Origin of the sequence: Pseudidiomarina aestuarii, assembly GCF_003987355.1 — a bacterium.
GTDB classification, from domain to species: Bacteria; Pseudomonadota; Gammaproteobacteria; order Enterobacterales; family Alteromonadaceae; genus Pseudidiomarina; species Pseudidiomarina aestuarii.
The window spans coordinates 759,878-774,481 of the sequence record NZ_PIPR01000001.1; the positions used below are offsets into that span (position 1 = coordinate 759,878).

The following is a 14,604-nucleotide window of genomic DNA, read 5'->3' on the forward strand; positions in this document are numbered from 1 at the left end:
TTCGAGCGTGGAAATGATTAAACGTTTACTCGACGGTGAAGTCTTATCAACGGCAGAGACGCAGCGCCTCTTTCAGCACTTAGTGAAAGGTGAGCTGACCGAAATTCAAATCACCGGCATTCTGACGGCAATGAAGCTACGGGGCGAACAGCCAACTGAAATGGCAGGCGCAGCACAAGCTTTACGAGTGGCTGCGAAGCCCTTTGTTCGACCCGACCGACTGATTGTGGACAGCTGTGGAACCGGCGGTGATGGGAGTAATACCATCAATATCTCAACGACTGCGGCATTAGCAGCGGCCAGTATGGGATTGACCGTCGCCAAACACGGTAATCGTAGTGTGTCATCACGCTCTGGTTCAGCCGACGTGCTGGAGAGTCTGGGGCTATCCGTCACGCAAGATCCCGCTATTGCTGCCGAGCAGTTGGACCGTTTCAATTTTTGCTTTTTGTTCGCACCGCATTACCACCCCGGCATTCGTTATGCGATGCCAGTTCGACAAACTTTGAAGACACGAACCCTTTTTAACTTGCTCGGACCGCTGGTGAATCCAGCTCGCCCCGACGTTCAGCAATTGGGAGTCTATGATCCGAACTGGTGCCGACCCTTGGCCGAAACCTTACGGTTACTCGGTTGCCAACGCGCCATGGTCGTTCATGGTTCCGGACTCGATGAGATGGCTCTCCACGACTCGACCTTTGTGGTTGAACTCAAGGACGGTGAACTGCACGAATATGAACTGAACCCGGAAGATTTTGGGGTACAGCGAGCCGCGATTGCCGAACTTCGCGGTGGTGACGCTGATTTTAACGCGAAAGCATTACAGCAGGTACTGGCCGGTACCGCAGCAGATCCACAGTTAAACGCTGTCGCAATGAGCGTTGCTGGCTTATTATATCTAGCCGACCGCTATGACAACTTTAATGCCGCAACTGCAGCAGCTCGCGAACATTTAGCAAGTGGCGCCGCATTGCACCATCTACAGCAATTACAGGAGTTTAATCGTGGCTGAAACTATTCTGACGCGCATTGTCGCTGACCGCGTGAAGCGTCTTGAGAGCTTCTACCAAAGCTACGATCTGGCCGCTCTTGAGATGGCCTTAGAACCGAGTCAACGCTCGCTAGCAGCAGCGCTAGCAACGCCGGCGAGTAGCTTTATTCTGGAATGCAAAAAAGCCTCACCCTCGAAAGGATTGATTCGCCCCGATTTTCACCCGGTGCAGATGGCGCAAACCTATGCTCGTTATGCCGCCGCTATTTCAGTGTTAACAGAGCCGGATTACTTCCAAGGTGATTTCGCTTATTTAGCGGCGGTCAGTGCAGCCGTCTCGATTCCCGTTCTGTGTAAAGATTTTATTGTTGATCCACGCCAAATTATACTTGCGCGTCATTTTGGTGCAGATGCCGTACTATTGATGCTATCGATTTTATCGGACGAACAGTATCGTGAACTTGCAGACCGTGCAGCAGCGCTAGAACTGGATGTTTTGACTGAAGTCAGTACGACCGAGGAAATGCATCGAGCCAATGCGCTCGGTGCGAAAATTATCGGGATCAATAATCGGAACTTGCACGATCTAAGCATCGACCCGCAACGTAGTATTGAGTTGAGTAAGCTTGCTCATGACCAAGCACTTGTTGTGGCTGAGTCGGGCTATCATACTTCAGCGCAGGTTCGGGCAACGGCACCTTATGTCGATGGCTTTTTGGTCGGTAGTGCACTGTCCGCTCAGCCGAATCTGGATCAAGCCTGTCGTGAGCTAATTTATGGGCAACATAAAGTATGTGGACTTACACAACCACAAGATGCCATGGTCGTTCGAGCCGCTGGTGCAGCCTTTGGTGGCCTAATTTTTGCCCCGAAATCGCCTCGATCGGTGACCTTTGAGCAAGCTCAGGCTATTGTTGCGACCGAACCGACCCTTGGTTTTGTCGGTGTCTTTGTCAATCGGCCGGTCGCTGAGGTGGTAAACTACGCGCAGCAACTGAACTTACGCGCAGTGCAGCTGCATGGTGACGAAGATTACGATTACATCACTGATTTACGGCAAGCACTGCCGTCGACAACACAAATTTGGCGAGCGTTGGGAATTCGTAACGCACCCGTTCAGTTACCTACCCAAGTTGCGGTTGACGCATGGCTTCTTGATAGTCCAGGGGGTGGGACTGGAGAACCCTTTGCTTGGCAACATCTAACGGCGTTAACAGACGCACAACGTCCACACTGCATACTCGCAGGTGGACTGACCCAAGCGAACGCCAGTGAGGCACTGGCAACCGGCATTCAACGACTCGATTTCAATTCAGGAGTGGAGCGTGACCGCGGGCACAAAGACGCAGGTAAAATTATTGCCTTGTTTGCCCACTTACGACAGTACGGACGCTCGATGACAAGAGGTATATCAGCATGACGACACAAACATCAACAGCAGGTTTACGCCAGACCTATTCCGCTTATTTCGGTGATTTTGGTGGCCAATTTGTGCCCGAGATTCTTCTCCCGGCGCTAGACCAATTGGAGCAGGCATTTGTTGACGCACAAGCCGATCCCGAATTTCAGCGCGAATTTGCAGATCTATTGAAAAATTACTTGGGTCGCCCAACCCCGGTTTCCCTCTGTCGGAATTTACCGCTGGATTCACCAAACGGAACGAAAATCTATCTAAAACGTGAAGACTTGCTCCACGGTGGTGCTCACAAAACTAATCAGGTTCTCGGTCAGGCTTTGCTTGCTAAACGGATGGGCAAACGCCGTATTATTGCGGAAACTGGCGCCGGCCAACATGGGACAGCAACTGCGCTAGCATGCGCTCTGTTGGATCTCGATTGCACCATTTACATGGGTAAGAAAGATGTCGAACGGCAGCAACCCAATGTGTTTCGCATGCAACTAATGGGCGCTAAAGTGGTACCCGTGGATACTGGCAGTGGCACGTTGAAAGATGCAGTCAACGAAGCAATGCGTGACTGGACTGCGAGCTATGCCACTACTCATTACCTGTTGGGCACTGCTGCTGGACCCCATCCGTTCCCAACTATCGTGCGTGAATTTCACCGCATGATTGGCGCCGAAGCCAAAGCACAAATTATTGAACAGGCTGGACGCCTTCCAGACGAAGTGATTGCTTGTGTCGGCGGCGGCTCGAATGCTATTGGGATGTTTGCCGAGTTTATTGACGAAGCCGGTGTCGAACTGGTCGGTGTTGAACCCGCCGGAAAAGGTATTCAAACCCACGAACATGGCGCCACCATAGCAGCTGGGAAGCCCGGTATCTTGCATGGCTGTAAATCGTTCCTGATGCAAACCGAAGAGGGCCAGATTGAAGAAAGTTACTCGGTATCCGCTGGTCTAGACTACCCAGGTGTTGGACCACAGCATGCTCACCTACACAGTATTGGACGCGCACGGTATGAATCTGTGACCGACGATGAAGCCTTGGCAGCATTTCGTATACTTGCCGAAAAAGAAGGGATCATACCCGCATTGGAGTCGGCACACGCGCTAGCCTATGCGTTGCGCCGCGCAGCAGAGCCGGATGCCCCGGAGATTTTGCTGCTAAACTTATCGGGGCGTGGTGACAAAGATATCGACCATGTACGTAAAATTTTTCAAGCGCAGGGAGGCTTAGTATGAGTCGTTATGAAGCGATGTTTGGGCAACTCGAGCAACAGCGACAAGGCGCTTTTGTTCCCTTTGTCACCATCGGTGATCCGAATCCAGAGCAAAGTATCGAAGTCATTCGTGCACTCGTTCGTGGCGGTGCTGACGCGATTGAACTTGGCTTACCTTTCTCTGATCCAGTTGCCGATGGCCCAACCATCCAAAAAGCGAGCTTACGTGCGCTCGCTGCGGGAACTCGAATCAGTGATTGCTTTCGGATCTTAAAGCAGATTCGAGCAGAATTTCCTGATTTACCGATTGGCCTTCTCGTCTATGCCAATTTGATTGCCAGTGGTGGTCTTGATCAGTTCTATGCGCGTTGCGCAGAAGCTGGAGTCGATTCCGTATTGGTTGCCGACGTACCTGTCCGTGAAGGGTTGCAGTTCGCTACCATCGCCAAACAGCATGGTATAGCCCCAATTTTTATCGCTCCACCCGATGCATCCTCAGAGCGCTTGGGGCAAGTTGCTCAAGCTAGCGAAGGCTATGTCTATTTGCTCAGTCGTGCTGGGGTTACGGGCGCCGAAACGACGATGCAAAAACCAGCCGCGGCGGTCATTGATGCTTTGCTAGCGGCGAACAGTGCGCCACCATTGCTCGGCTTTGGAATTGCCGAGCCAGCGCACGTTCAAGCAGCCATAGAAGCCGGAGCAGCAGGAGCTATCAGTGGCTCCGCTGTGGTTAAGATTATTGAGCAAAACTTAGACCAACCCGAGGCTATGCTGACGCAACTCACGCATTTTGTGCGGACTATGAAGGCGGCAACAGGCAAGCTCTGAGCGCTTCTTTCACTTGCGGGTATCGAAACGAGTAACCCGCAGAACGAATACGATCGGGCAGCACGAACTGCCCTTTCGTCAACATCTCTGCCATTTCCCCAAATACCAGCTTCAACAACACCGGTGGCACTCGCATAAAATGAGATTTCCGCAAGACTTTGGCGATTGCGGCACTAAAGTCACGCTGCGCAACCGGCTCCGGAGCCGTTCCATTGTAAATACCGCGACAAGATTCCTGCTCGAGCAAAAATTCAAAAATGCCAACGATGTCATCTAGGTGAATCCAAGAAAACCCAAATTCACCTTTTCCGATAGGCCCACCGAGACCCAACAAATAGGGCGGCAACATTTTCTCTAAAGCGCCCCCCTTCTCGGCCAGCACGACCCCCGTGCGCACCACACAGACCCGCGTCTTCTCACTATCGGCGGCTAAGGCTAAACGCTCCCACTCAGCACACAAGTGATGTGCAAAATCATCGGCTTGAATCGAACTTGCTTCGGTAACCGGTTCAGCACCCTGCGGACCATAGATGCCAATCGCCGAGCCACTGATAAACACCTCGGGGGGTTGCGCACAAGCTTGAATACGCTCGGTCAGTTGCCGGGTAATCAACCAGCGACTTTGCTCCAGACGCAGCTTTTGCCGCGTACTCCAACGTTTGTCAGCAATGCCCTCACCTTGCAGATTAATGACTGCGTAATAAGCGCTCAGATCAGCGATATCATCGAGGCTTTTCAGCACATGGACTTTTTTGCCTAACTGCTGTTGCGCGCGCTGTGGCGTACGTGACAAAACCGTCACTTGGTAGCGGTCTTGTAACCGCGCCACAAGAGCTGAGCCAATCAAGCCAGTCCCACCGGTGATGAGTACTTTCATGTCCGTTTTTCCTCTTTGTTATCGCTTCGTTTACCCCTGTATACAGCTAGTATAGCCCAAGCTTTTCTGGCACACTGCGTCTGTCTATACCACGGAGTTAAACATGTTAGTTGTTCTTGAGTACCTGCCATTAGCGCTATTTTTTATCTTCTATTTAATGGGCGATATTTTTATCGCAACAGGCGTATTGATGGTTGGCACTGTAATCCAGCTCGTCGGTTTGAAGTTCATGCGTGAGCCTATCACACCGAGACATTGGATCATTTGTTGTCTGGTACTCATTTTTGGCGCAATCACTCTCTTCTTACGCGATGATTGGTTTATCAAGATCAAGGTTACTGTCATTTACCTCGCTATCGCTGCCTTTCTTCTCGGCGCCATGTGGTGGCAGAAAAAGAGTCCTCTAGAGAGCATTCTCGGTCAAGAGATAAAACTTCCACACTTTGCATGGCAACGGTTGACTTATGCGTGGGTGATTTTTTGCATCTCGTTGGCTATCGTCAATCTCTATATTGCCGAGACCATGAGTTTGGATGCGTGGGTCAATTTCAAAGTGTTTGGCACCTTGGCAGCGACTATTATCTTTACGGTACTCTGTGGGGCTTATATCTTCAAACACCATACCGATACCGATAAAGATACGCCGGAAATTGACAACTAAGTTTGCCGTCCGATGACTACACAGCCGCTCAAGTTTAATTTAGAAACAGAGACGAATCGTGTTATCGCGGTGCAACATTGGCCACAGCCAGTACCCGAACAAGTCATCATCATGGCACCAGCCATGGGTGTACCTCAATCCTACTATCAAAACTTTTGTCAATGGCTCGCACAACAGGGTCGTGCTGTTATTAGCTTTGATTATTTCGGTATTGGAGCCTCGTTACAGGGGCCTTTAAAACAGCAGCATACAACCATTCGTGAGTGGGCAGAATTAGATGCAGCGGCTGTTATCGCACATACCCAACAACTCTATCCCACTGCCTCTATCATTTGGTTTGCGCACAGCGTCAGCGGACAGTTATTCGGTATGATTCCAAATTACTCCGCGGTCGATCGGATGATCACAGTCGCTACAGGTAGTGGCTACTGGCGTGAAAATACACCGCAATTAAAACCAAAAGCCTGGCTGCTCTGGCACATCATAGCACCATTGACACTGCCGATGTTTGGCTACTTCCCTGGCGATAAACTAGGTATTGTTGGCAACCTTCCTGGCGCAGCCATGCGCCAATGGCGGCGTTGGTGCCTGCATCCAGAATATCTAATTGGTGTGGAGGGCGAAGCCAATCGACAACGCTACGCCAAAATTTCTACACCCATTACATCCATCAGCTTCAGCGATGACGAATTACTGTCACAAAGAAACATTCACGCCATGCATGACGCATACGTGAATGCTCCGCAACAACGTTTGTGTATTGAGCCTCAATCCGTCGGTTTAGAGCGCATTGGCCATTTTGGTTTCTTTCGACAACGGTTGGCAGGCTCCAGTTGGGACGAACTGATACTTCCTCATTTAAGCAACAGTTCGCCCGAACCCAGTTAAATCATCTGATTTAGGCTAGTTTGCGAATCAGTTGCGCGGTGTTTCGACGCACCAAACGGCGGCAAGCTAAGCTGCCCATAGTACCTACGACAGCGGCACCAGCCAGCGGTCCAATCACCCAGAAGCGCCAATGGAAATTCGCATCCATATCGAACACTTGGGTTTGCAGAATCAGTAATGCCAACTCCATTGCGAGCGTCGCTATCAAACCACTGATGGCCCCAAGAATAATGAACTCATATGAGACACTTCGGCTCAATAATTTCGACGGTGCACCAAGCGTTCTGAGTATTACCAGTTCCTTTTGTCGCTCTTCCATGGACGCTTGTACTTGTGCCAGTAACACGAGTACCCCAGCAATCAACACCAGCACCAACACAAAGCCAATCGCCAAGCTCACTTGGCTAATCACTTCGCGCAGTTGTTCGGTAATGGCATCCAAATCAATCAGAGAAACCTGCGGGAATGGACGGAACAAATCGAATAATTCGTTCTTTCGCTCATTATCCAAGCGGAAACTTGAAATAAAAGTCGCTGGAAAATCCTCTAAGGTTTCCGTATTGAAAATCATATAGAAGTTTGGCTGCAAAGTTCCCCAATTAACGCTGCGAATACTTGTCACTGGTACGGTAAAGACATTACCACCGATGTTAAACTCTAACTCGTCACCGACCTGCAAACGCATGCGTTCTGCTACTTCCGATTCGACCGACACTTGCGGTTCTGCATTGTCGCCCCACCACGAGCCCGTCAGCACAGTATTGTTCTCAGGGAGCGTATCACGCCAAGTCAGTGACAATTCGCGACCGAAGCCTTCGCGCAGCTCACTGGCTTTATCACCTGCTTCTGCTTGGGCCTCTTTGGTCACCTCGTCAACCACTGGGACGCCGTTCACTGCAGTCATTCGACCCGGTACGATTGGATAGAGGTCGGTGGACTCAATGGCACGTTCTTCAAAGCGTGTCGCCAACTCATCGACATCTTCTTTCGCAACGTTGATCACGAAGTAATTAGGTGCATCATCAGGCAATTGCTCCTGCCAGTCGGCCAACAATTCATTGCGCAGAGCAAGCACCAACAGCAACAACATAATGGCGGTCGAAAAGCTTAACATCTGCACGGAGTTGGCTTGTGCACGACGCTGTAAACCCGCCATCGCCAAGCGCCATGCGCTACCGGCTTGCATACCGGCTTGGCGACTAACGCGAATAAACAGACGCCCCACCACCAACAGTAGTACTGCAGCGAGCGCACCACCGACAAACAATGCAGTTGATAGCATCCACTGCTGGCTGTATATCAGTAGCAACGCATACACTGTGCCGCCGGAGGCTATCCAATGCAGCCATTGCAACGAATCGCTACCGGTCATGTCACGATTCAACACACGTAATGGTGGAATTTGAATCAGTCGTAATAGCGGATACAAAGTAAACATCAGGGCGCTAACGAAACCTGTCGCACTGGCGAGCAGATAGGGTTGCCAACCTGCTGCGGGTAATGTTTGTCCGAGGTATTCGGCGACAAATCCAATCACCGTAGCCTGAATAATCCAACCTAAGGCGAGACCAACTCCAATACTAATCATCGATAGTAGGAATAGATGCAAAATAAAAATCTTTTGAATCTGCCGTTTATCGCCCCCCAAGGTTTTGAAGATGGCGACGACATCATAATTTCGCTGGCAGTAGCGCTGTGCGGCCACCGCTACGGCGGTCGCTGCCAGCACTACACCCAACAGGCTAGCCAGCATCATAAACCGCTCTGCTCGACGCAAACTGCGCGCCAATGCCGAGTCACCATCTTCGACGCTACGCCAGTCATGAGTGGCTTCGTTTAACTGCGGTAAAAGCCACTCACCGTAGTCATTTAACGCATCTGCCTCGCCCGCAAATAACACGTTGAAACGTACGCGTGATCCCTGCTGGATCAAGCCAGTCGCTTCTAATTCGCTATCGTTGATTAAGACATTTGGACTGTCGGTAAAGACAGAAAATCCCACGTCGGGTTCGTAGGTTAAAACCCGAGTGACGGTGAACGAGCTCTCGCCAATATCAATCACATCACCGAGTTCTAGCGCAAGCTCTTGAAAGAGCGCTGACGCGACCCAAGCCTCACCAGCTGCCGGGAGTCCTTGGGCGGGTTCATCGTCGCCAAAAGGTTGCTCGCCAGTGCGCAATTCACCGCGCAATGGATAGCCATCACTCACGGCCTTCACATCAATCAGAGCCAAGGCGTCATCATGAAAGGCCATCGAGTTAAAGACAACACGATTAGCCGTTTGCAGGCCTCGTGACTCCGCTTCCTCAATCCACGACGGATCGATGGTACGTCGCGAGCTGAGCACTCGATCCGCTGCCAAAAATTCAGCACTGCGCGCTGTCAAACCAGCTTGCAGGCGCTCTGTAAAAAGGCTTAATGAGAGCACTGCTGTCACCGACAACACAATGGCAGCGGCCATAATCGTGAGCTCGCCGCGTTTCAGCTCCTGTCGTAGGAGTCGCCAAGAGATCTTATGCCACATGCTGCTGATCCTCAGTCAGTTGCCCTGCATCCATGCGCAAAATGCGCTGGCAGCGTGCAGCAAGGGTATTGTCATGGGTGACCATAACCAGTGTGGTTCCCGACTCACGATTCATTTCAAAGAGCAGGTCTTCGACTTTGTGACCGGTATTCGAATCCAGATTGCCGGTCGGTTCGTCGGCAAACAGAATTTTCGGAGTTCCAACAAACGCCCGCGCAATCGCTACGCGCTGTTGCTCGCCGCCGGAAAGTTGATTGGGATAGTGTTTCAAACGCTCAGCCAATCCAACCTTACCGAGTAACTCACGAGCTTGTTGCTCTGCATTGCGATTGCCAGCGAGCTCTGCCGGAAGCATGACATTTTCTAAAGCGGTCAAACTTGGTATTAGTAGAAACGATTGGAAGATAAAACCAATCTTATCCGCGCGCACTTTTGCACGCTGTTCCTCATCCAATTCGCTCAACTTTACGTTATCTATAAGAACATCTCCGGAACTTGCTAGGTCTAACCCTGCCAAAAGAGACAAGAGCGTGGACTTACCGGATCCAGAAGCACCGACAATCGCAACGGTCTCACCTGCAGCAATCTGCAAGTCAATAGGCTGTAAAATGTGTAGAATACCGTCGGTAGTCTGAACGTCTTTTCGTAACTGAGTGGTTTGAATAAGCATCTATGAAAAACTTCCTAATTAAATTTGTGTTTGTAATCTGCGTCTTGGGTCTTATACGTCCCGTTTTCGCAAATGTCTCACTTGTGGTTCTCGGTGATAGCTTAAGTGCAGGTTACGGCATGTCACCCAAAGAATCATGGGTGGGTATTTTGCAGCGACGTTGGCAAACCGAATACCCAGAGATCACACTTATCAATGCAAGCATCAGTGGCGATACTACTCAAGGCGCTCTAAACCGCTTACCTGGCGTGGTTGAGAAGCATCAGCCGACTGCAGTATTTGTTGAACTAGGCGGTAATGATGGCTTGCGTGGGTTCACGCCTGCAACCATTCAAGACAATCTGTTACAAATTATCGACCAACTGCAGCGACAAAACGTTCGCGTCGCTCTCAGTCAAGTTCGCATACCGCCGAACTATGGACAACGCTACAGCCAAATGTTTGCAAATATTTTTCCAACTGTGGCTGAAGAAGCAGAGATTCAGTTGGTCCCGTTTTTCATGGAACAAATTATTGTTGATGAGAATTTAATGCAGAATGACGGGATTCATCCGAATCGCGAAGCACAACCACTCATCGCAGACATTATGGAGCCTAAGCTCCTAGAACTCGCCGGCTACTAGCTAATGGCTATTGGCTACTGGTTACTGGTTACTGGTTACTGGTTACTGGTTACTGGTTACTGGTTACTAGTTAATAGTTATTAGAAAACACAGATCGGCGGTTTGGTTTTTGTTTTTTGGTTTTTGGGTTTTGGGTTTTGCGAGTAACCAGTAACTATTAGCGAGTGACAAGTAACTATTAGCGAGTAACGCTTTGAGGATTTTAAATGGTTTTGGTGGATGGTACTGGGCTCGAACCAGTGACCCCCGCCTTGTAAGGGCGGTGCTCTCCCAGCTGAGCTAACCATCCATTGGGAAGAGAATGCATGCGGCAAATGGTGGATGGTACTGGGTTCGAACCAGTGACCCCCGCCTTGTAAGGGCGGTGCTCTCCCAGCTGAGCTAACCATCCGATTTTTGCTGCGCTGCGGGGCGGTATTATAGGGAGATGACAAAGCCTGTCAACAGAAAATATTCTTCTCTGGGTTCGACTGCTGACTTTTTAGGCGGCAGTCGAATAATTCCTCTGGATTGTTCCAATTGCGCAGATGCATGGTCTGCAGCTTCTTGTTAAACTACGCCCCTCTTTATTTATCACCCTTTTCGAATCACGTATTCGAATTGAGAACGCGGAGAACGCAAATCATGGCAGTGGTCACTCGTTTCGCCCCCAGTCCTACAGGCTATTTACATGTCGGCGGTGCCCGTACCGCACTTTACTCGTGGCTAGTCGCCAAAGCCCAAGGTGGCAAATTTGTGCTGCGCATTGAAGACACCGATCGCGAACGCTCCACTCAGCCCGCCATTGATGCCATTCTTGAGGGAATGCAGTGGCTCGGATTGAACTGGGATGAAGGTCCTTATTACCAAACCAAGCGGTTTGATCGTTACGAGCATTATATCGAGCAACTGCTCGCTGAAGATAAAGCCTATAAATGCTATTGCTCAACCGAGCGACTTGACGCTATGCGCGAACAACAAATGGCCGCCGGCGAAAAGCCACGTTACGACGGTCATTGTCGCGATAACCCAAATGTTTCAGGCGACCGCTATGTCGTGCGTTTCCGCAACCCACAAACGGGAAGCGTCATATTTGATGACCATATCCGCGGCCGCATTGAATTTGCCAACACAGAACTCGATGATCTGATTATTGCGCGCAGTGATGGCACGCCCACCTACAACTTTTGTGTGGTGATTGATGATTGGGAAATGGATATCACCCATGTTGTCCGTGGTGAAGACCATATCAACAACACGCCGCGACAAATTAATATTTTGAAGGCCCTTGGTGCTCCTGTCCCCGAGTATGCCCATGTGTCTATGATTCTCGGCGATGATGGTAAGAAACTGTCAAAACGCCACGGCGCGGTCAGTGTGATGCAATACCGTGATGATGGCTATCTACCTGAAGCTGTATTGAATTACCTGGTTCGTCTTGGGTGGTCTCATGGTGACCAAGAAATATTTAGTGTCGACGAAATGATTCAATATTTTAGCCTTGATGATGTCAACAAGGCAGCTTCAGCGTTTAATACAGAGAAGCTGAATTGGTTAAACCAGCACTATATGAAATCATTACCTGCTGATGCCGTAGTCCCACACTTAACTTGGCATTTCCGAGACCAAGGTATCGACCCGAGCCAAGGTCCAGCATTAGCAGACCTGATTGCTATGCAGGCCGATCGCGTTAAAACGCTCAAAGAAATGGTAGCAACGAGCCGTTACTTCTACGAGGATTTTTCTGAATTTGATGCAGATGCTGCGAAAAAGCATTTGCGTCCTGTCGCTAAAGAACCACTATTGGTCGTTCAACAAAGGCTCGCGGCATTGACGGAATGGACGCAAGAAACCATTCACGAAACCATTCAAAAAACCGCAACCGATCTCGATATCGGCATGGGCAAAATTGGAATGCCACTGCGCGTTGCAGTAACCGGCAGTGGAAACTCGCCATCGCTCGATCTAACATTAGCTCATTTAACCCAGCAACAAGTGGTTGAACGCATCGAAACCGCGCTTGCTGTTATTGCAGAACGTGAAGCAAACGCCAACTAATCAATATTGAGGTCAGCATGTCCACCATTGCGCACCTATTAAAAACCAATCACGACTGGGCGAAACGCCAAGTTGAGCTCGACCCGGAATTTTTCAAACGGCTCAGCTCACAGCAAGTGCCGGAATATCTCTGGATCGGCTGTTCCGACTCACGAGTGCCAGCCAATCAAGTGGTTGATATGGCACCCGGTGAATTGTTTGTACATCGCAATGTCGCCAACCAAGTTGTGCAATCGGATTTTAACTGTTTATCGGTGGTGCAATACGCCGTCGATCATTTAAAAGTAAAGCATATCCTCGTGGTTGGACATTATGGCTGTGGCGGCGTCAAAGCAGCTACGGAAAGTTGTAATCACGGTCTCGTTGACCACTGGTTGTATCCCATTAAGGATATCTACAAAGAATATCGCGATGAACTGGAACAGCTTGATGAGTCCGCGCGAATCGACCGGCTATGCGAGCTCAATGTCATTGAGCAAGTCCGCAACCTTGCCAAGACAACAATTATCCAAGCCGCTTGGGATCGCGGTCAGCCAGTGGAAATTCATGGTTGGGTTTATAGTCTTGAAGATGGACTGGTTCGTGACATGAATGTTTCGGTCAGTGACAAAGCTTCTTTGGAAGCGATTTATCATTTTTGAGGAATCACTGAGAACTGATTTGGCTCACTTGCCAATCAGTTTGCTTAAAAAAGGCGCAAACGGCGGTAATTCCCCAAAAAAAGGTTGACGGACGCGGCGCGATTACCATAGAATTCGCCCCGCTGTCAGGGTACTGAAGTTGTGTTCCTTTCCATTGTGAATGAATAGAAAAGAACAGAGCGACGTGGGGCTATAGCTCAGCTGGGAGAGCGCTTGCATGGCATGCAAGAGGTCAGCGGTTCGATCCCGCTTAGCTCCACCAACATCGCGTTCGGTACAAGTGAAAACCTGAGAGTATTTGTTCTGGTGCGTCCCCTTCGTCTAGAGGCCTAGGACACCGCCCTTTCACGGCGGTAACAGGGGTTCGAATCCCCTAGGGGACGCCATAAACAGAACAATGACCGTATTACGCTGCGTCCCCTTCGTCTAGAGGCCTAGGACACCGCCCTTTCACGGCGGTAACAGGGGTTCGAATCCCCTAGGGGACGCCACGTACTACAACTTCGTTAGCGCGACCACATGCGTTAGCGGTCCGGGGTCCCCTTCGTCTAGAGGCCTAGGACACCGCCCTTTCACGGCGGTAACAGGGGTTCGAATCCCCTAGGGGACGCCACTTCTTCTTCGAGTTAATAGTGAGCGGTGAATAGTGAATGGAACACATTCGCTCAGCGCCCGATTCACTGCCACCTGTACACTCTGTTATCTATTCACTGTTCACTAATCACTGATTTTTATTAGTTGCCAGAAGCGTTTTAGATGACGCGAGAACAGCAACAACCACAAGCACATCAACCAGCCGAATAAGAGTGCCGCTTTTACCACCGAGAAGCTGGGCCAATGACTAGCGACAATACTCAATAATAACGCCCCATCTACAGTCCAACTGCACCAAAGCATGAGTGGCGCAAAGCTAGCACTACGGCTCACCCAACCTGGGACGTTATCTTTCAATTGAAACAACATGATCAACACGAAAACAGCCGGTAACCCGACTAAAAGTGCGAGTGCAAATTGTTCTGTGGACGTGTAGAAAAACTGGAGTAAGCGACCGCGATCTTCGCTGAATGTCAGCGATATGATCCAAGCAACGTAGCCGCGCATAAAGAATAACAGCAGCACGGTAAGACTCAGCGGCGTTTTCAATTTGCCGTCAATAGTTACGTAGTTTTCGTCACCCGGTTTTAGCATTATGACCTCGTTCAAGAGATGCTATGCTACGTTTGAGACGGGACTTTGTCGATGC

The 14,604-nt window shown here is 50.1% G+C and carries 13 protein-coding genes and 6 tRNA genes; 13 read left to right on the top strand and 6 right to left on the bottom strand.

Annotated elements, in window-relative coordinates:
* The first annotated feature begins 7 nt into the window (after positions 1 to 7).
* The 4 genes from trpD to trpA are packed head-to-tail and all read left to right on the top strand — an operon-like array spanning position 8 to position 4,440.
* Positions 8 to 1,012, top strand: a complete 1,005-nt coding sequence (gene trpD / locus CWE22_RS03545) for an anthranilate phosphoribosyltransferase (RefSeq protein ID WP_169930001.1) — start codon at positions 8 to 10, stop codon at positions 1,010 to 1,012.
* Entirely contained in the window at positions 1,005 to 2,411 is a 1,407-nt protein-coding gene (gene trpCF / locus CWE22_RS03550) for a bifunctional indole-3-glycerol-phosphate synthase TrpC/phosphoribosylanthranilate isomerase TrpF (protein ID WP_169930002.1), read from the top strand. Before trpD ends, trpCF begins: the two co-directional genes overlap by 8 nt.
* Entirely contained in the window at positions 2,408 to 3,634 is a 1,227-nt protein-coding gene (trpB, locus tag CWE22_RS03555; RefSeq protein WP_169930003.1) for a tryptophan synthase subunit beta, read from the top strand. Before trpCF ends, trpB begins: the two co-directional genes overlap by 4 nt.
* The gene (gene trpA, locus CWE22_RS03560) at positions 3,631 to 4,440 is read left to right on the top strand and encodes a tryptophan synthase subunit alpha (RefSeq protein ID WP_169930004.1); all 810 of its coding nucleotides are present in this window, start codon (positions 3,631 to 3,633) and stop codon (positions 4,438 to 4,440) included. Before trpB ends, trpA begins: the two co-directional genes overlap by 4 nt.
* Here trpA and CWE22_RS03565 read toward each other — a convergent pair.
* Positions 4,412 to 5,317, bottom strand: a complete 906-nt coding sequence (locus CWE22_RS03565; protein WP_169930005.1) for a TIGR01777 family oxidoreductase — start codon at positions 5,315 to 5,317, stop codon at positions 4,412 to 4,414. The genes trpA and CWE22_RS03565 overlap by 29 nt on opposite strands.
* A 103-nt stretch (positions 5,318 to 5,420) precedes the next feature.
* On the opposite strand from CWE22_RS03565, the gene CWE22_RS03570 reads away from it, so the two are divergent.
* Both CWE22_RS03570 and CWE22_RS03575 read left to right on the top strand, forming a co-directional pair.
* The gene (locus tag CWE22_RS03570; protein ID WP_169930006.1) at positions 5,421 to 5,978 is read left to right on the top strand and encodes an inner membrane-spanning protein YciB; all 558 of its coding nucleotides are present in this window, start codon (positions 5,421 to 5,423) and stop codon (positions 5,976 to 5,978) included.
* A gap of 12 nt (positions 5,979 to 5,990) precedes the next feature.
* On the top strand, positions 5,991 to 6,866 hold the full coding sequence (locus tag CWE22_RS03575; RefSeq protein WP_169930007.1) for an alpha/beta hydrolase family protein: 876 nt from the start codon (positions 5,991 to 5,993) through the stop codon (positions 6,864 to 6,866).
* Between the two features lie 10 nt (positions 6,867 to 6,876).
* Here CWE22_RS03575 and CWE22_RS03580 read toward each other — a convergent pair whose 3' ends face one another.
* Positions 6,877 to 9,390 carry an ABC transporter permease gene (locus CWE22_RS03580; protein WP_169930008.1) on the bottom strand — a complete coding sequence of 838 codons (2,514 nt, stop codon included), beginning with the start codon at positions 9,388 to 9,390 and terminating at the stop codon, positions 6,877 to 6,879.
* Complete coding sequence (locus tag CWE22_RS03585; protein ID WP_169930009.1) at positions 9,380 to 10,060, bottom strand: ABC transporter ATP-binding protein; 681 nt, start codon at positions 10,058 to 10,060, stop codon at positions 9,380 to 9,382. Before CWE22_RS03585 ends, CWE22_RS03580 begins: the two co-directional genes overlap by 11 nt.
* Positions 10,061 to 10,062: 2 nt before the next feature.
* Between CWE22_RS03585 and CWE22_RS03590 the strand changes: the two genes are divergently transcribed.
* Positions 10,063 to 10,683 carry an arylesterase gene (locus CWE22_RS03590; RefSeq protein WP_169930010.1) on the top strand — a complete coding sequence of 207 codons (621 nt, stop codon included), beginning with the start codon at positions 10,063 to 10,065 and terminating at the stop codon, positions 10,681 to 10,683.
* 213 nt (positions 10,684 to 10,896) lie between these two features.
* On the opposite strand, the gene CWE22_RS03595 is transcribed toward CWE22_RS03590, so the two are convergent.
* Positions 10,897 to 10,972: transfer RNA gene (locus tag CWE22_RS03595), tRNA-Val, on the bottom strand.
* A 26-nt stretch (positions 10,973 to 10,998) separates the two neighbouring features.
* Positions 10,999 to 11,074, bottom strand: a tRNA-Val gene (locus CWE22_RS03600).
* Positions 11,075 to 11,307: 233 nt separating this feature from the next.
* Here CWE22_RS03600 and gltX point away from each other — a divergent pair.
* The 6 genes from gltX to CWE22_RS03630 all read left to right on the top strand — a co-directional run bounded on the left by gltX (position 11,308) and on the right by CWE22_RS03630 (position 13,974).
* Complete coding sequence (gene gltX / locus CWE22_RS03605; protein ID WP_169930011.1) at positions 11,308 to 12,720, top strand: glutamate--tRNA ligase; 1,413 nt, start codon at positions 11,308 to 11,310, stop codon at positions 12,718 to 12,720.
* Between the two features lie 17 nt (positions 12,721 to 12,737).
* Positions 12,738 to 13,361 (top strand): carbonate dehydratase, encoded by a 624-nt coding sequence (gene can / locus CWE22_RS03610; RefSeq protein WP_169930012.1) that lies wholly within the window; start codon positions 12,738 to 12,740, stop codon positions 13,359 to 13,361.
* A gap of 186 nt (positions 13,362 to 13,547) precedes the next feature.
* Positions 13,548 to 13,623: transfer RNA gene (locus CWE22_RS03615), tRNA-Ala, on the top strand.
* Between the two features lie 48 nt (positions 13,624 to 13,671).
* Positions 13,672 to 13,747 (top strand) — tRNA-Glu (locus CWE22_RS03620).
* A 29-nt stretch (positions 13,748 to 13,776) separates the two neighbouring features.
* Positions 13,777 to 13,852, top strand: a tRNA-Glu gene (locus tag CWE22_RS03625).
* Positions 13,853 to 13,898: 46 nt separating this feature from the next.
* Positions 13,899 to 13,974 (top strand) — tRNA-Glu (locus CWE22_RS03630).
* A gap of 104 nt (positions 13,975 to 14,078) precedes the next feature.
* On the opposite strand, the gene CWE22_RS03635 is transcribed toward CWE22_RS03630, so the two are convergent.
* Positions 14,079 to 14,549 carry a DUF2919 family protein gene (locus CWE22_RS03635; RefSeq protein ID WP_169930013.1) on the bottom strand — a complete coding sequence of 157 codons (471 nt, stop codon included), beginning with the start codon at positions 14,547 to 14,549 and terminating at the stop codon, positions 14,079 to 14,081.
* Positions 14,550 to 14,604 lie beyond the last annotated feature (55 nt).